Source organism: Clostridium vincentii, assembly GCF_002995745.1.
Lineage (GTDB): Bacteria > Bacillota > Clostridia > Clostridiales > Clostridiaceae > Clostridium > Clostridium vincentii.
The window spans coordinates 1-17,222 of the sequence record NZ_PVXQ01000040.1 but is presented as its reverse complement, the minus strand read 5'-3'; the positions used below and the strand labels follow the sequence as shown (position 1 = coordinate 17,222).

Annotated in this window: 20 protein-coding genes, 2 tRNA genes and 1 rRNA gene; 6 read left to right on the top strand and 17 right to left on the bottom strand. The window is 30.1% G+C overall.

Annotated features, from left to right (window positions below):
- Positions 1–13: 13 nt before the first annotated feature.
- From radA to CLVI_RS14330, 3 genes are all read right to left on the bottom strand, one after another.
- Positions 14–1,381 carry a DNA repair protein RadA gene (gene radA / locus CLVI_RS14340; protein ID WP_106060823.1) on the bottom strand — a complete coding sequence of 456 codons (1,368 nt, stop codon included), beginning with the start codon at positions 1,379–1,381 and terminating at the stop codon, positions 14–16.
- A gap of 199 nt (positions 1,382–1,580) precedes the next feature.
- Positions 1,581–2,306 carry a glucosamine-6-phosphate deaminase gene (nagB, locus tag CLVI_RS14335; RefSeq protein ID WP_106060814.1) on the bottom strand — a complete coding sequence of 242 codons (726 nt, stop codon included), beginning with the start codon at positions 2,304–2,306 and terminating at the stop codon, positions 1,581–1,583.
- Positions 2,303–3,025 (bottom strand): GntR family transcriptional regulator, encoded by a 723-nt coding sequence (locus tag CLVI_RS14330; protein WP_106060813.1) that lies wholly within the window; start codon positions 3,023–3,025, stop codon positions 2,303–2,305. The genes nagB and CLVI_RS14330 overlap by 4 nt, the downstream gene beginning before the upstream one ends.
- 125 nt (positions 3,026–3,150) lie before the next feature.
- Here CLVI_RS14330 and CLVI_RS17535 point away from each other — a divergent pair, with 125 nt between their 5' ends.
- On the top strand, positions 3,151–3,318 hold the full coding sequence (locus tag CLVI_RS17535; RefSeq protein ID WP_170065686.1) for a hypothetical protein: 168 nt from the start codon (positions 3,151–3,153) through the stop codon (positions 3,316–3,318).
- Between the two features lie 109 nt (positions 3,319–3,427).
- Complete coding sequence (locus CLVI_RS14325; protein WP_106060812.1) at positions 3,428–3,655, top strand: glutaredoxin domain-containing protein; 228 nt, start codon at positions 3,428–3,430, stop codon at positions 3,653–3,655.
- A gap of 75 nt (positions 3,656–3,730) precedes the next feature.
- On the opposite strand, the gene trxB is transcribed toward CLVI_RS14325, so the two are convergent.
- From trxB to CLVI_RS14300, 5 genes are read right to left on the bottom strand one after another with little or no spacing between them, the layout of a single operon-like run.
- Positions 3,731–4,666: a thioredoxin-disulfide reductase gene (gene trxB / locus CLVI_RS14320; RefSeq protein WP_106060811.1), complete on the bottom strand. Its 936-nt coding sequence runs from the start codon at positions 4,664–4,666 to the stop codon at positions 3,731–3,733.
- Between the two features lie 32 nt (positions 4,667–4,698).
- The gene (locus CLVI_RS14315; RefSeq protein ID WP_106060810.1) at positions 4,699–7,155 is read right to left on the bottom strand and encodes an ATP-dependent Clp protease ATP-binding subunit; all 2,457 of its coding nucleotides are present in this window, start codon (positions 7,153–7,155) and stop codon (positions 4,699–4,701) included.
- A gap of 21 nt (positions 7,156–7,176) precedes the next feature.
- On the bottom strand, positions 7,177–8,193 hold the full coding sequence (locus tag CLVI_RS14310; protein ID WP_106060809.1) for a protein arginine kinase: 1,017 nt from the start codon (positions 8,191–8,193) through the stop codon (positions 7,177–7,179).
- Complete coding sequence (locus tag CLVI_RS14305; RefSeq protein WP_106060808.1) at positions 8,174–8,716, bottom strand: UvrB/UvrC motif-containing protein; 543 nt, start codon at positions 8,714–8,716, stop codon at positions 8,174–8,176. Before CLVI_RS14305 ends, CLVI_RS14310 begins: the two co-directional genes overlap by 20 nt.
- Before the next feature lie 17 nt (positions 8,717–8,733).
- Positions 8,734–9,189 (bottom strand): CtsR family transcriptional regulator, encoded by a 456-nt coding sequence (locus CLVI_RS14300; protein ID WP_106060807.1) that lies wholly within the window; start codon positions 9,187–9,189, stop codon positions 8,734–8,736.
- Positions 9,190–9,339: 150 nt separating this feature from the next.
- Here CLVI_RS14300 and CLVI_RS14295 point away from each other — a divergent pair, with 150 nt between their 5' ends.
- Positions 9,340–10,005: an MBL fold metallo-hydrolase gene (locus CLVI_RS14295; RefSeq protein ID WP_106060806.1), complete on the top strand. Its 666-nt coding sequence runs from the start codon at positions 9,340–9,342 to the stop codon at positions 10,003–10,005.
- A gap of 26 nt (positions 10,006–10,031) precedes the next feature.
- Here CLVI_RS14295 and CLVI_RS14290 read toward each other — a convergent pair whose 3' ends face one another.
- The 6 genes from CLVI_RS14290 to tmk form a co-directional block, all read right to left on the bottom strand.
- Positions 10,032–10,202: a DUF362 domain-containing protein gene (locus CLVI_RS14290; RefSeq protein ID WP_106060805.1), complete on the bottom strand. Its 171-nt coding sequence runs from the start codon at positions 10,200–10,202 to the stop codon at positions 10,032–10,034.
- 84 nt (positions 10,203–10,286) lie between these two features.
- Positions 10,287–10,430 carry a hypothetical protein gene (locus tag CLVI_RS17300; protein ID WP_146127338.1) on the bottom strand — a complete coding sequence of 48 codons (144 nt, stop codon included), beginning with the start codon at positions 10,428–10,430 and terminating at the stop codon, positions 10,287–10,289.
- An 87-nt stretch (positions 10,431–10,517) separates the two neighbouring features.
- A complete protein-coding gene (locus CLVI_RS14285; protein ID WP_106060804.1) occupies positions 10,518–11,423 on the bottom strand; it encodes a PSP1 domain-containing protein in 906 nt (301 codons plus the stop codon).
- A 3-nt stretch (positions 11,424–11,426) separates the two neighbouring features.
- Positions 11,427–12,356: a DNA polymerase III subunit delta' gene (locus tag CLVI_RS14280; RefSeq protein WP_106060803.1), complete on the bottom strand. Its 930-nt coding sequence runs from the start codon at positions 12,354–12,356 to the stop codon at positions 11,427–11,429.
- Positions 12,357–12,372: 16 nt separating this feature from the next.
- The gene (locus CLVI_RS14275) at positions 12,373–12,702 is read right to left on the bottom strand and encodes a cyclic-di-AMP receptor (protein ID WP_106060802.1); all 330 of its coding nucleotides are present in this window, start codon (positions 12,700–12,702) and stop codon (positions 12,373–12,375) included.
- An 81-nt stretch (positions 12,703–12,783) separates the two neighbouring features.
- The gene (gene tmk, locus CLVI_RS14270; RefSeq protein ID WP_106060801.1) at positions 12,784–13,413 is read right to left on the bottom strand and encodes a dTMP kinase; all 630 of its coding nucleotides are present in this window, start codon (positions 13,411–13,413) and stop codon (positions 12,784–12,786) included.
- 149 nt (positions 13,414–13,562) lie between these two features.
- Between tmk and CLVI_RS14265 the strand changes: the two genes are divergently transcribed.
- The 3 genes from CLVI_RS14265 to CLVI_RS14255 all read left to right on the top strand — a co-directional run bounded on the left by CLVI_RS14265 (position 13,563) and on the right by CLVI_RS14255 (position 16,818).
- Entirely contained in the window at positions 13,563–14,717 is a 1,155-nt protein-coding gene (locus CLVI_RS14265) for a zinc-binding metallopeptidase family protein (RefSeq protein ID WP_106060800.1), read from the top strand.
- Positions 14,718–14,808: 91 nt separating this feature from the next.
- Complete coding sequence (locus CLVI_RS14260) at positions 14,809–15,756, top strand: magnesium transporter CorA family protein (protein WP_106060799.1); 948 nt, start codon at positions 14,809–14,811, stop codon at positions 15,754–15,756.
- Positions 15,757–15,903: 147 nt separating this feature from the next.
- Positions 15,904–16,818 (top strand): S66 peptidase family protein, encoded by a 915-nt coding sequence (locus tag CLVI_RS14255; RefSeq protein WP_106060798.1) that lies wholly within the window; start codon positions 15,904–15,906, stop codon positions 16,816–16,818.
- A 118-nt stretch (positions 16,819–16,936) separates the two neighbouring features.
- Here CLVI_RS14255 and CLVI_RS14250 read toward each other — a convergent pair.
- The 3 genes from CLVI_RS14250 to rrf all read right to left on the bottom strand — a co-directional run bounded on the left by CLVI_RS14250 (position 16,937) and on the right by rrf (position 17,214).
- A tRNA-Cys gene (locus CLVI_RS14250) sits at positions 16,937–17,010 on the bottom strand.
- A 6-nt stretch (positions 17,011–17,016) separates the two neighbouring features.
- Positions 17,017–17,092: transfer RNA gene (locus tag CLVI_RS14245), tRNA-Phe, on the bottom strand.
- 5 nt (positions 17,093–17,097) lie between these two features.
- Positions 17,098–17,214, bottom strand: a 5S ribosomal RNA gene (rrf, locus tag CLVI_RS14240).
- Positions 17,215–17,222 lie beyond the last annotated feature (8 nt).

Here is a 17,222-nt window from a genome sequence, read left to right as displayed (position 1 = left end):
TCCACTTCTCTCCTTATAATACTTTGCCTATTGCTTCACTTAAATTACTTACTCCAATTATCTTTATTCCCTTATTAAAAACCTTTTCTCTATTTCTGTTAGGAATAACAACACTTTCAAACCCCATCTTCTCTGCTTCATTTACTAATCTATCTGCTGAATTTATAGGGCGTATTTCCCCGGTGAGGCCTACTTCACCTATAATCATTATCTTTGGTAGAACTAGTCCTTTATTTTTAACACTTGATAGCAGCGCTAATGCCAATCCTAAATCAGCCGTAGTTCCCTCTATATTTAATCCACCCACAACATTAACATATACGTCATGATTGTAAAATGGAACTTTTAATTTTTTCTCTAGAACTGCAAGAATTAAACTTAACCTTCGATTATCTATCCCAACTGCTGTTCTTCTTGGCATAGGTGAATTTGTTTTAGTTACTAAAGCTTGGATCTCTACTAATATAGGTCTAGTCCCCTCCATAATCCCAACTACAACCGAACCTTCTTGGTTAAAAGTTGTATCTTCTAAAAACATTTTTGATGGATCATATACTTCAATAAGACCCTCTTGTCTCATTTCAAACACTCCAATTTCACTAGTTGTTCCAAAACGATTTTTCATAGTCCTAAGTATTCTAAATTCTTCTGTTCTTTCACCTTCAAAATATAAAACTGTATCAACCATATGTTCTAAAACTTTAGGTCCTGCAAGAGCTCCTTGCTTAGTTACATGAGCAACAATAAATAATGGTATATTACTCTTTTTACCTATTCTCATCAGTTGGTTTGAGCATTCCCTTACCTGTGAAACGCTACCTGGGGCTGATGTAACTTCTTCTTTATACATTGTTTGAATAGAATCAATTACTACAAATACAGGTTGTATTTTTTCTATATAGGCTTCTATTGTATCTAAATTTGTCTCTGATACTATAAATAGATTATTAGCAGCTGCCCCTAAACGATCCCCCCTAATTTTAATTTGCTCTTCCGACTCTTCTCCAGAAATATATAATACCTTTCCATAATACGAAGCAATATTATTTGCTGTTTGAAGTAGCAATGTAGATTTCCCTATCCCCGGATCTCCTGATATTAATGTTAAAGATCCTTTAACTATTCCACCACCTAAGACTCTATCTAATTCCTTTAAATTCGTTTTAAATCTTTCATTTTCCCCTGATTTAATCTCACTAATATTTTTCGGCATATTTTCAGGTAAAATGCTTTTAATTATTTTATTTTTAATAACAGTAGAATCATCTTTTACTTCCTCAACAAATGAATTCCAAGCCGCACAAGAAGGACATTTACCAAGCAATCCTACTGATTCATATCCACATTGTTGACATGTAAATACAGATTTTATTTTAGCCATTTTTCTCCTCTTTTCTACTTTTATTTTATTAATTAACATTCAACTAATATTCTTCCATATAATAATATCATATTATATAAATTTATTATTATTATTATTATTAATAAAGCTTTTATTTTTATATAATCTTTAGAATAACAAAAAGAAGTATCACTTGTATTAGTATATACTTCTTTTTATTATTGCCTTATTTTGTTTTTTATAACAAACTTACTGCATCTTCATCAGCTATTAAGATAACATCGTTATGCATCTGAAGCATAGTTGAAGGATTAGATGTATTAATTTTGCCACTCATCAAACCTTTTATAGCTTCTGCCTTATCTATTCCACTAGCTATTAATAGAATCTTTTTAGCTTTCATTATTTGTCCAAGTCCCATAGTAACGGCAGTCTTAGGTACTTCCTCTATAGAATTGAAGAATCTTGCATTAGCCTTTATTGTGCTTTCTGTAAGTTTCGTCATATGCGTTCCTGCGATTAATTTTTCATCTGGTTCATTAAATGCTATATGCCCATTTTTACCTATCCCTAATAATTGTATATCTGTGCCTCCTAATGAATCTATCATATTATCATAAGTTTTACCTTCTTCATCTACATTCTTAGCTAGTCCATTAGGTAGAAATGTATTCTTTTTATCTATATTAATATGATCAAACAAGTTTTCATCCATAAAAAATCTATAACTTTGTGGATGTTGTGGAGATAGCCCTATATACTCGTCTAAATTTATTGTAGTAACCTTAGAAAAGTCTAAAGTTCCTTGTTTATTCATTTTAATTAATTCCTTATACATTTCAAAAGGTGTTGAACCAGTTGCTAAACCTACCACTGCATCAGGCTTATTATTAATTATTTTAGCAATTTCCTCAGCTGCTCTTACGCTCATAGTTTCATAATCTTTTGTTACAATTAATTTCATTTTAAAAACCCCTCTCTTCTAGAAATATTTACTTCCAACATATATTTGTCTGACCTATAAGTAGCTTCTTCTACAAAAATCACCTTACCATTTCTATTTATTATTTTACTTAACGTTTGCAGTAAAGGTGACTCTTCAGTTACTCCAAAGATACCTTTATAACGTTTATCCATTATAACTGCTTTTATAGTAGATTTTGAATGATCAATTGAATATCCAAATTCATTTAATATTTCAAATAAAGATCCTGTAAGTTTCTCTTCATTAATAAACCCACAGTAATCAACAGGAATAAAAACAATTTCATTAGCAATACATTCATTATCTACAATTCTATTTCTATTTATTTTATAGACTTTTTCAAAGGGAAATATATCTATTAATTCCTGAGGTGTATCTATTATTTTAAATTCTAATACCTTATTTTCTAAAGTTCTTCCACTTTTATTTATTATCTCAGAGAAACTCATCATATCCTTTTGTTTTACCTTAGGATCACAAACAAAGGTACCTTTACCTTTTTGCCTAATTAATACACCCTCTTGAACTAATTCTCCTAAAGCTTGCCTGATAGTCATTCTACTAACTTCATAGGTTTGTGAAAGCTCTCTTTCACTGTCAATACACTGGCCTACTTCCCACACACCTTTTGTAATTTTTCTTTGAATATCCTCTTTCAATTGGAAATATACAGGTATTGGACTCTTTTTATCAATCATAGACTCACCTCTTAATATAGTATATCAAAAAAAGTTCAACTTGTATAGACCACTATACAAGTTAAGACTTAGTATACTTTTTTTTTATATGCACATACTAAAAGAAAATGTTAGGAGATGGTATAGTGCTTGATAAAATTACATTAAATTCTCTAAATATTGAAGGTAAAAATACAATCAAGGATTTTTCAGGCTATAAGGCAAGTGAGACTCTTTTTAATAATATGCCTTCTAATGAAATTTCTAATTTTATAATTAATTCTAATTTAGAGAATGGAGATATTATAAAATAATATCTCCATAATAAATTTCTTTTGCATATAATATATTGAAAATATTTTTTAAAAGTTATATTATAATATAACAGATAATTATTATTACTTCGAAAATGGAGGTGTAAAAGTGATTAAAGTATATACTACAAGTACTTGTCTTTGGTGCGTAAAAGCTAAGAATTATTTAAAATCAAAAAATGTTTCCTTTCAGGAAGTTAATGTAGGTAACGATATGTTAGCTAGAGAAGAAATGCTAAAAAAATCTAAGCAAATAGGAGTTCCAGTTTTAGATATAAACGGAACAGTTATTATTGGTTTTGATAAACCTGCAATAGATATAGCATTAACAAAATAGATTTAAAAGAGCCCTTAATAATCTAACAGATTATTAAGGGCTCTTTTGCTATAATCTCATATTTGTTCCAATATATTAATTCTTAATTTGTTTTATATATTTCTCCACCTCTAATGCTGCTATAGTCCCATCCGATACTGCTGTTGTTATCTGTCTATATGCCTTATCTCTAACATCCCCTGCCGCAAATACTCCTGGTATATTAGTTCTCATTCTTTCATCTGCTATAATATACCCCTCTGATGTCAAATTAATATATTTCTTAAAGTTATTCGTTTTAGGTTCTGTTCCTATATATCCAAATAAAGCACTCATCTTCATAGCTTTTTTTTCCCCGGAAATTGTATTTTTTAAAACAACCTCCTCTACAAATTCTTTCCCCTTTACGGAAACAAGATCTTGATTATATAAAATTTCTATTTTACTATTATTAGTTACCTCATCAAGTGTAGATCTTTCTCCATTAAAATAGTCATGTCGCCTTATTATATAAACCTTATCCGCAAATTTGGATAGAAATACGGCCTCTTCTAACGCAGCATTTCCTCCACCAACAACTCCAATTACTTTACCTTCATACATCACTCCATCACAAACAGCACAATAATGAATTCCTTTTCCAGCAAATTCTGCTTCATTTGGAAGTGGTAATTTTTTAGGAGTTGCTCCCGTTGAAATAATAATAGCTTTGGGTCTATATATATATAGTTCTGTTTCTATACTATTATTATTTTCTTCTAGGTTTACATTGATTACTGGGTCAAACTCATCTATTATAGCTCCAACCGATTCTGCTTGTTCTTGCATTTTATCAGCTAATTCTATTCCTTCTATAGTTCTAAATCCCGGATAATTTTCAATTGTAAAACTATTTCTAACTTGCCCTCCTAAGATGGCATTTTCTAATAAAATCATATCTAATTTTGCCCTACATGCATATATTGCTGATGTTAATCCTGCAGGACCTCCCCCTAATATAACTAGATCTAAATTTTTTACTTCTTTACTCATATTTATTTCCTCCTTTGCTTACGACGAATCTACTACTGTACATGTTCAATCTCTTTTATTTTATTAAAAATCAATTTATCCTCTCCTACTGATACCAATAAATTATCTCCTTTACTAACATTTCCACTTAAGATTTCCTCACTTAACCTATCTTCTACTTCCTTTGTTATCACTCTTCTTAAAGGTCTTGCCCCATATTCTAAATTAATTCCCTTATCTAATAAAAACTTCTTACAAGCTTCATTAAATTGTAAACTAATAGAATTATCTTTAAGTCTATTCATAATAGTCTCTAACATTAGATCTACTATTAAAATCATATCTTCCTTGCTAAGTTTATGAAATACTATAGTATCATCAATTCTATTTAAAAATTCTGGTCTAAAATTTTTCTTAAGTTCCTCCATTATAGTATCTTTCATCTTCTCATATTCAGTATCATTGTTAGTATCAATGGCAAATCCCATGGTTTTTTGTTTTTTTATAGAATTCGCTCCTACATTTGATGTCATTATAATTATAGTATTTTTAAAATTTACTACCTTACCTTTTCCATCTGTAAGTCTTCCATCCTCCATAATTTGAAGCAAAATATTGAAAACATCTGGATGGGCTTTCTCTATTTCATCAAGTAATATTACTGAATATGGTTTCCGTCTTACGGCTTCAGTTAATTGTCCCCCATCATTATGGCCTACATATCCCGGTGGAGCTCCAATTAATCTAGAAACAGAATGCTTTTCCATGTACTCGGACATATCAACTCTTATGATATTTTTTTCATCTGAGAACATAGCTTCTGCTAGAGACTTGCAAAGTTCTGTCTTTCCTATTCCTGTTGGCCCCAGAAATATAAAACTTCCAATAGGTCTCTTAGGATCTCTTAGTCCCACTCTAGCTCTTCTTACAGCTTGTGACACTGCCTTCACAGCTTCTTCTTGACCTATTACTCTCTTATGAAGTATTTCTTCTAATTTCAAGAGTTTGTCACTTTCTCTCTCTGTTAATCTCTCTACAGGAATCCTAGTCCACCCTGATACTACACTAGCAATATTTTCACTATTTACAGTTAGTACTTGTATTGAACTTTGAGTACTCCAATCTCTTTTTAATCCATTTAACCTAGCCTTAAGATCCTTCTCGTTATCTCTTAATATTGCAGCCTTTTCAAAATCTTGTATTCTAATAGACTCCTCTTTTTTCTTAACTACCTCATGTATATCTCCTTCAATTTCCTTCAGATCTGGAGGAGATACCAAATTCTCAATACGAATTTTAGACGATGCCTCATCCATTAAGTCTATTGCCTTATCTGGCATAAATCTATCCGTTATATATTTATCGGATAACTCAACAGCTGCCTCTAATGCTTCATCAGTTATCTTTACTCTATGATGATCCTCATATTTACTTCTTAATCCTTTTAATATAGCTAGAGTTTCATCCTTACTAGGCTCTTCAACCACAATAGGTTGAAATCTTCTTTCTAAAGCTGAGTCTTTTTCAATATATCTTCTATACTCATCTGTTGTAGTTGCTCCTATACACTGAATTTCTCCTCTTGCCAAGCCAGGTTTTAGAATATTTGAAGCATCAATTGCTCCTTCTGCCCCACCTGCTCCTATTATAGTATGGATTTCATCAATAAAAGCAATAATCTCTTTATTGTTTTTTATTTCTTCTATTACCTTCTTTAATCTTTCCTCAAATTCTCCTCTATATTTAGCTCCTGCTACCATAGCACTTAAATCTAAACTAACCACTCTCTTATTTCTTAAAATTTCTGGTATATTTCCATCTACTATTCTTTGTGCTAGACCCTCCACTACTGCTGTTTTCCCTACCCCTGGTTCTCCAATTAAGCATGGATTATTCTTTATCCTCCTACATAATATCTCAAGAACTCTTTGATTTTCCGCATTTCTTCCTATTACAGGATCTAACTTGCCTTGCCTCGCAAGTTCAGTTAAATCTCTACTATACTTATTTAACATAGGTGTTTTAGACTCTTTACTATCTTTTTGTTTACCCTCAATTACTTGCTCTATATCTTTATCTGATAGAAGGGATATCACTTCTTTTCTTAACCCTTTAAAATCTAAATTTAACTGATTTAAAATTGTATATGCTACTCCTTCTTGTTCTTTAATTAAGGCCAATAATAAATGTTCAGGACTTACATAATTATGCTTTAGATTCTCAGCTTCGATAAAACTCGCATCAAATAACCTTTTTGTCCTTGGAGTAAGCAATAACTCTCCTTTAGGCATTAAAGATTCTCCAAATCCCAAATAATCCTCTATTAAATTCAAGACTAATTTTGTGTTTATACCATATTTAATTAATAGTTCCTTAGCATCCCCGCTTTCCTTCAATATTCCTAGAAGAATATGCTCCGTACCTATATATCCATGTTTGAATTTTTGAGATTCTTTTTGAGCTTCTAATATTACAACTTGTGCTCTTTCTGTAAATTTTCCATATGGCATTAATACCACCTCCGATTCTATTTAACTTAATAAGTCTTTCACTATATTTGCTCTTTCTAAATTCTGCTCGACACTACTTGATTCAGATTTCAAGTTTTTCATTACTAATGAAGTACGACTCTTTATCAAAATATTGTTTAATGTTTTTTTATCAATATCAAGTAATCCAAGCTCTGCTCCAAATCTTATATATGATAATAACTCTAAAGTTTCTTTTGACTTTAACATCTTAGCATTTTTCAAAATTCCATATGATCTAAATATCTTATCCTCTACTTCATGTTTATGTTCTGCTAAAAAAATTTCTCTATATTTTTTTTCCTCACTTGCAATATTAAAAACTACACCTTTTAAATTCTCTATTATCTCATCTTCCTTTACTCCTAAAGTAATTTGATTAGATATGTGATACATATTTCCATCAGACTTTAATTTTTCTCCATACATTCCATTTATAGTCATTCCAACCCTATTTAGCCCGTTAAGTATGTTAGGAATTTCTTGACTAATTGTAAGCGCCGGTAAATGCATTGCTACTGTTGCTTTCATACCCGTTCCAACGTTTGATGGACTTGCGCTTAAATACCCATAGTCTCCATGAAAAGCATAAGCTATATCCTCTTCAATATAGTCGTCAAATTTATTTATATATTTATATATACCGTGTAAATTCAACCCGTCTACTGTACATTGTATTCTTACATTATCTTCTTCATTTATCATTATTGATAATGTTTCATTTTTATTTACTATAAATGCACCTCTATCTTTCCTCTTTAATAATTCTTCACTAATTATATGTTTATCCCTATAAGTTTCAGAGCATTTATTTTCTTCTTCCCATAACTTAATTAATTTAAATTCTTCATCCTGTGATTTATCACATAATATTTTAAATATCATATCTACATTTTCTTTAGCTTCATCACATTTCATTTTATCTGTAAACCTATTTTTTTTAAAATTTCTACATAGACTTATTGAACTACTTATTATTATATCCTGTGGAGATACCTGGCTATCTATCCAATTCTTCATTCTTAGATCTTACCTCCTTACAGTTCTCTAATATTTTGATTTCATCTCTTATAATAGCTGCATTTTCATACTCTTCAACACTAATACATTTTTGAAGCTCTTCCTTTAATTTTTTTATTCTTTTTATTTCGATAAATTCATTCCCTGATTTATTAGGGATTTTTCCAATATGCTCTAAGTCCCCATGAATTCTTTTTATCATAGGTCTTAGAAATTCTGAAAAACTATCATAGCAACTTCCGCACCCTAATTGACCACTGCTTGTAAACTGAGAATATGTTAAGCCACAATTTTTACAAATTATTTCTATCTTTTCTTTTTTATTATTATTTAATACTTGAAAATATCCATTCAAAATATTTTGAAAAGAAGCTCCCTCAATTGGTGCCAAAGAAGAAATCAAAGAAATTTCTGATATCTCTTTAGCGCAAGTTTCACATAGCCAAGTTTCTGTCCTCTCTCTATTTATTAATTTTATTAAATGAATTTTAGCTTCATTTTTTTTACACTTTTCACATAGCATATATAATCCCTCCCACTCTAAGATAATATAATCATAAGCATAGCTTTTAAAATATCTGCCCTTATTTTATTCTTATTTTCAGCAGAAACTAAAGTCCTATCATTAATAATTATCTTCATTAAATCTGATTCTCTCTCAACAACCAATCCTGACTCATATAATCCTTCTATTATAGATAGTGAATTATGATTTGTAATAGACTCTCCTATAACATCTTTTATAAGAGTATTTCTCTGTTCAGCCTTATCTTTAGTAACTTGTTTAAGTATTATATATCCACCTCCACCTCGTCTACTCTCTATTACATAACCTTTATCATAGGTGAATCTCGTTGTTAATACATAATTAATTTGTGATGGTGCGCATCTAAATTGACCCGCCAACTCATTTCTTTGAATTTGTACTTGTTGCCCCCCATTTTCACTAAGGACAGTCTTTATAAAATTTTCGATTATATCAGAAAGTCTTGCCATAATATCTCCTTACTAAACTTCTGTTTTTGACTTACTTTGACTTTTGTTATATCTATACTAATATTAATTATTATTAATTGCAAGTTTTATTATTCATAAAAATAGTTTTTTAGGGAAAACATATTTATATATACTCTTAGGAGGTTTTCTATGTTAATTAAATGGTTTGGAGAATGTACATTTTTATTACAAGACTCACTACAACATAAAATATTAACGGATCCCTGTAATCTATACTCAATGAATATGCTATTAGAATACAAACCTGAAATAATTACCATAAGTCATCCTAATTTTAATGTTAAGGAATGTTCCTCTGAAACTGACATGCCAATTATAATAACCAAATGTGGCAATTATAATCTTAACTTTGTTAATTTAATGGGACTTTCTTCTTTTCATGATAATAATTTTGGAATTAAGAGAGGTAAAAATATCATTTATACTTATACTTTTGATAATATGAAAATATGTCATTTAGGTCACCTTGGACATATATTTGATAAAGAAATCCTTAAGTCTTTAGGTGACATAGATATTCTATTCATTCCTATAGGAGGCCACTTTACATTGGATTCTAATATGGCTATTAGTCTAGTTAGACTAATTAATCCTAAAATTATAATTCCAATGTATTATAAAACATATACTTCTTCATATTATTTAGATTGCTGTACGGATTTTATTACTTCAATGGATTCAATTGTTAATTTAAATAATGATTTATTAGATACTAACAACTTAGATACCACTATTCCCGTTACAATTTTAATGAAAGAAACTAATCTTACAAACAAAGAAAAGAAGACCGTCTAAAAGACGGTCTTCTTCGCAAATCAAAATTATTGTTGTTCTGGAGCTCCTACTGGACAAACTCCTGCACAACTTCCGCAATCAATACAAGTATCTTCATTTATAACGTATTGAGCATCTCCTTGACTTATAGCGTCAACTGGACATTCTGGTGCACACGCACCGCAGCTTATACATGAATCATTAATAGCATATGCCATTTAAAACACCTCCTAATAATTACGTTTATTACACAAATCTTATTTTAACATGTTTTTTATTTTTTTTAAAGTATTTTAAAAAATTTAACTATTAGTTAAATCAATGTTATATACTAAATCTTCAACAGAATCTATCATTTCATTTAGATCTACGCTACTCTCATTATATATAATTTGTATTTCTTTTTTATCTAAAGATATTTCACAAGCTGTAACTCCTTCATTCATTGAAATAGCATTTTAAATCTTATTCACATCTTTTGACTTAATTATATTATAAAGACTAATTACAGATTTCATAAAATTTTCGCCTCTCTATTTTTCATTAATTAGATGCTTAATTAATTTCTTATCTTCTTCTAATTCTACTACTAATTTTATATCTTTTTCATCAATTGTATCTTCATATGAACCAGAAATCAACTTAATAGTCTCTATTTTAAAATCTTGAAGAATTTCTTCTTCTCCAATTTTTATCTTTACTCTAACTGATTCCTTAACTGTGCTATTTGAAATAACTTCTCCTGTACCATCTTCAGTCTCTACTATGGATCCAACTCTAGGTAATCTTTTTCTTATATTCTCATATGTACTTTGCTCATAATTTAAACAACACATCAATCTCCCACATATTCCTGAAATTTTAGTCGGATTTAATGATAAATTTTGTTCCTTTGCCATTTTTATAGATACAGATGCAAAATCTCCTAAGAATGATGAACAGCACATAGACCTACCACATGGTCCTAATCCACCTATCATCTTAGCCTCATCTCTGACCCCTATTTGTCTAAGCTCTATCCTTGTTTTGAAAATAGTTGCTAAATCTTTAACCAATTCTCTAAAATCTACTCTTCCATCTGCTGTGAAATAGAATATTACCTTATTATTGTCAAAGGTGTATTCAACATCAATAAGCTTCATTTGAAGTGCATGTTCTTCGATTTTCTTAAAACAAATTGTTAGAGCTTCTGCTTCCTTGCCTTTATTCTCCTTATGTTTGTTAATATCGCTTTTATCTGCAATTCTTAACACACTTTTTAGAGGTGCTACAATATCTGTCTCATCTATAGTTTTAACATCTATTACACATTCTCCAAACTCTATTCCTCTAGCTGTTTCTACAATAACATAATCACCTTTTTTTATATTTAAATAGCAAGGATTAAAATAATATACCTTTCCTGCTTTTTTAAATCTTACTCCTACAACTTTTATCATTAATTAACCCTCCAAAAAGCCTATAAGCATTACACTTATAGTCATTGAATAACTTATATTATTCTCAAAATTAGTTTTTCCTTCTTCCACATGTCCTAGCATGGCATTTAGCTTATTATAAGATAAGAATTTAGACAATTCGCTTATTTTATTTACCTTATCGACATTAATAATTCTATCCTTATCCCTTAACTCTTTATACACTATGATATCTCTTATAAAGGAGGATATTACTCTTAATACTTCTTCCTTTTCATTCTTGTATTTTAGGAATTTTTTATCATAATTTATTACAGTATTAGAACTCTTTTTATTCATCTCATCAAATAATTCTATAATGAGGTTTCTAAGTACATGAAGCTCCTCATCCTTTAACATTCTCTTTGCACGGCCTGGAATTCCTTCTCCGTACGATAATGCTACTAATATTTTTTCCTTATCCTTTTCTCCAAGAGCTTTAATATATTTTATCATATCTTCTTTATTTAATGGGGTAAGCTTGTAAATTTGACATCTAGACTTTATAGTATCTAGTAGCAATTCTACACTTTCACTTAATAATATTATGTATACCCCTAAAGGAGGTTCTTCTATAGTTTTTAGTAAGGCATTTTGTGCTTGAACTGTAAGCTTACTTCCTTGGTGAATAATAATTACCTTTTTATCCTCTTCATAAGGTCGTTTAGCGACTTCTTGGATTATCTTTCTAACTTCATCAACACCAAAGGAAGCTTTCTCTGGTCTATAATGAATTATATCTACATAATTATAATCCGCATCTTTCCCTAAAATTTTCAAAGCAAAAATTCTTGCCATTATACTTTTTCCAATACCTTCAGGTCCTATTATAAGATGTGCATGTGAAAGAATATTGTTATCCACTCTTTTCTTAAAACTGCTAATTATATTGCTAAATCCGATAAACTCCTTCACATCCCCACCTCTTTCTTTATATTCTTACAAACTGATCAACATCTATAACAAATACGGTTGCTCCACCTACCTGGACTTCAACGGGGTATTGCATATACATCTCTGTACTTGCCGAAAAAGGAACTGGTGATGCTACTACCTCATTCCTCTTCTTACAAGTACTTTCTATAACCTTAATTACTTCTTGAGTTCTGTTAGCTTCTACACCCATTAAAAGCGTAGTATTACCAGACTTCAAAAAACCTCCCGTAGTTGCGAGTTTAGTTACTCTAAAGTTTTTTTCTGTTAATACATCAACTAAATCTAAGGCATCATCATCTTGAACTATCGCTATAACCATTTTCATAAATATTCCCTCCACTTATTAATAATATATATATGTATAGTTTATCATAAACGTCTAACTATTATGAATAAAATTGCATTTTCAGTCTATGTGTAACATTATAATCTTTTTTACCTCTTCATAAACCTGTTCTATTGTTTTAGATGCGTCAATCTTAATCATTTTTCCCTTACTTGTCTCAAACACCTCATTATATCCTTCTCTTACCTTATTGTGAAAATCAATTTTTTCTAAATCTATTCTATTTACTTCTCTACTTTTATTTTTATTTATTCTATCTAAACCAATTTTCGGATCTATTTCAAATAGTATAGATATATTAGGCATATATTTGCCAATTGCAAACTCATTTATCTTGTATATTTCTTTAATTCCGATCCCCCTCGCAAATCCTTGATAGGCTAAAGAGGAATCTATAAATCTATCACATAATACAATTTTGTCTTCCTTTAAAGCGGGAATAACCTTTTGCACTAAATGTTGTCTTCTAGCTGCTGCGTATAATAGTGCTTCAGTTCTTCCATCCATTTCTGTATTTGAAGGATCTAATATTACCTCTCTTATTTGCTCCGAAATTTTTATTCCACCAGGTTCCCTTGTTATAATACATGGTTTTTTTTCTTCAAGCATCCAATTATATATTTTCTGTAATATCGTACTTTTTCCTGAGCCTTCTCCACCCTCAAATACAATAAAATATCCATTCTTCATATTATTACCTCTTTCTTTAATTAAACACATTTCTATTGATATTATATCATCAATTATCATCACAAAATAAGTTTTATATTAATTTATAAATATTTTTCTTAATAAATGTTAAAAATAATAATAATAATTCTATTTTAGGAGGGCTATTAATGAAACAAGAAATGATATCATTCTTATCAAGTATTGAAAATGAAGTGAAGGATCTTTGTGAATTTCTGTATTCTAACCCAGAAGAAAGTTATAATGAAATTAAAAGTTCGCAGTATATTTGTAATTTACTTCAAAAATATAATTTTGAAGTAACAACTAATTATTTAGATATTCCTAATTCATTCTATGCTATTAAAGGCTCTGGGTACCCAAAAATATGTTTTCTTTGTGAATATGATGCAGTTATGGATGAAGGTCATATTACGGGTCATAATGCTCTTACCACTATCTCTTTAGCAGGTGCCCTTGCATTAGGCAATGAAGTTTCTAAAACAGGTGGCTCTATGATCCTTATTGGATGTCCTGGAGAATACCTAGGAGGAACAAAAGCTACGATGGTTAAACAAGGAATATTTGATGATATTGATGTAGTACTCGAATGTCATCCTGATATTATAACCTCTGAGAGCGGTAGTTCTTCTGCCATTATTCCTTTGAGCATAAAATTTATTGGAAATAGTGGCCTTAGTTTTTTAAATAAAGGAAACTATACTTCCTTAGATGCTATTCTCTTAACTTTTAATATACTTAATTCCCTCACTAAAGGATTCCCTAAAGATTTAGAAATTAATTCTATTCTTTCTAAAGGTGGTTTCACACCTTTATTAATTCCTACTGAGGCAGAGGCAAAATTTTATATTCGTGCTATAGATACATCACTTTCAGAATTTGCAGCGGATAAATTAAGAGCTATCGCAAACTATGTTTCAAGTCTAACTAATATTCCAAATTCTATTTCCCTTTATGAACCACCAAATGAACCATTAATTACAAATAGAACATTAAATAGATTATTTAGTCATAACCTTAAAGAGAACGGTATTATTTGTATTGAGGGGCCTAAAAATGTATATTCTGGACTTAGTCTTGGAGTAGTTAGCAGAAGAGTTCCTTGTATTCATCCATACATCGCTCTTGTAGATGATGAATCTGTTAAATATGGGACTGAAGCTTTTGCAAATGCGACTATATCAAAGTTTTCACTTTGCCAAATAACAAAAGCTGCCCTCGCTTTAGCTTTTACAGGATTAGATTTAATTGAAAAAGAATCCCTATTGCTGGAGATAAAAAGTGAATTTTATAATAAAAAATAGAGCAAGAGTTTCTCTTGCTCTATTTTTTATTTTACAAAGCCTCAGAAAATAGTATAATTAGATATAATGTACTACATTAGGAGGTTCCTCTATGATTCAAATATATAAAAGTATAAGCGAAACTGACCCAACCTTAAAATTATTAGATACTATAGAAAATGGATGCTGGATAAATGTTGTTGCACCTTCTGATGAAGAGTTAATACTTATATCAAAAAGAACTTCTGTTCCGTTAGAATTCTTAAAAGCTCCACTAGATGATGAAGAAACTTCTCGTATAGATTTTGAAGATGACAGCACTATTGTTATTGTAGATATTCCCTTTACTGAAATGGAGGATAATTCTCTAACATATGATACTTATCCATTAGCTATTATTAATTCAGATAATTTATTAATAACTGTTTGTCTTAAAAATAGTAAAGTACTAACAGATTTTATTAATAGTAAAATTAAATCTTTTTATACATTTAAGAAATCCAGATTCATATTACAGGTACTAAATAGAGTATCTACTTACTACCTCCTATATTTGAGACAAATTGATAAAAAAAGTTTAATGATAGAAAAAAGACTTCATAAGTCCATGAAAAACAGAGAATTAATTCAACTACATTCTCTTGAAAAATCCTTAGTTTATTTCTCTACTTCCTTAAAAGCTAACGAAATTACATTGGAAAAAATGCTTAAACTAGAACTAATGCAAAAATATGAAGAAGATAAGGATATCTTAGAGGATGTAATTATAGAAAATAAACAGGCCATTGAAATGACTGAAATATATAGTAACATATTAGCAAGTACGATGGATTTCTTTGCTTCTGTTATTTCTAACAACTTGAATATAGTTATGAAAGTTCTAGCTTCCGTTACTATTTTAATGTCTATCCCTACTATTATTGGAGGAATATTTGGAATGAATATAATTCTTCCAATAAGTGAGACTAATCCTTATGCTTTTCCAATTGTTATGTTATTGACTTTTGGAATATGTGGTATTGTAGCTTTCGTCCTATATAAAAAGGATATGTTCAACTAATCTAGATTTGTTCATTTAGACTATATTATTTCAATTCATCTAAATTTTTCAATTAGTCCAGATATAATTAATTAACAAAGTTATTATTTTTTTCATATTATATACTAATATGAAAGAGAGCTTATATCTCTTTTGGGAGGTTTTTTTATGTTAAAAGGTAAAGCTTTGGTTAAGGGTTGTACTATTGGGATAATCGCCCCCTCCTCCCCAGAAAATAAAGATATTATAAATGAAAAAATCAATCAATTTTCCTCACTAGGATTTAATATCAAGCTTGGAAAACATATTTATAATAGTCATGGCTACCTAGCTGGGTATGATCAGGAAAGAGCAATAGATATTACTGATATGTTCTTAGATCCCTCTATAGATGGTATTGTCTGTTTTCGAGGTGGTTATGGTTCCATTAGGACTTTACCTTATATAGATCCTAAAGTCATAAAGAGAAATCCAAAGTTTTTCTGTGGTTATAGTGACATAACTATAATGTTAAATTACTTTACAAAATTAGGACTAATAACATTCCACGGTCCTATGATTAATTCAGATTTTAGCAATGAGGAAACGCTAGAATCTTTTCTATCAGTTTCTTCCAACTGTTCTAATATTACTTATGATCTAAATGAATATAATGATATTTCTTATATAAATCCTAACTCCTTCTGTGGCAAAATTGTAGGAGGTAACCTTTCTGTAATTTGTTCTTCCATAGGAACTTGTTTTGAAATAAACACTAAAAATTCTATTCTTCTCATAGAAGAAGTTAATGAGTCTCCCTATGCCATAGATAGGATGCTTACTCAATTACTTTATGGTGGAAAGCTAACTAGCTGCAGAGGAATAATTATGGGTAGTTTTACCGGATGTGATTTACCGGATTATAGTAGAAGTTTGACTTTAAAAGAAATTATTCTAGATAGGCTAGAAATTTTAGATATTCCTATTATTACTGGATTTCCTTTTGGACATAGCTATCCTAACATAACTATTCCTATTGGATGCAATGCACATTTTTCATATGAATATAAAAAGCTAAAAATATTAGGCACCTGTTTAACATAGTTATCCACAACATTTAGATATAATCCACAAGAAATAATTATTTCTTGTGGATTATTTGTACAATTTTTATTTTAAATACAAAAAAACACCTTAGAATAAAAATTCTAAGGTGTTTTTTTGGAGGCACCACCCAGATTTGAACTGGGGATGAAGGTTTTGCAGACCTCTGCCTTACCACTTGGCTACGGCGCCTTACCTTGGTGGCTCGACCAGGAATCGAACCAGGGACACGAGGATTTTCAGTCCTCTGCTCTACCGACTGAGCTATCGAGCCATTTTACCTGGCAACGTCCTACTCTCCCACACAGTTGCCCATGCAGTACCATTGGCGCAATAGAGCTTAACTTTCCTGTTCGGAATGGAAAGGAGTGTTTCCTCTACGCCATCATCACCAGATTTATTTA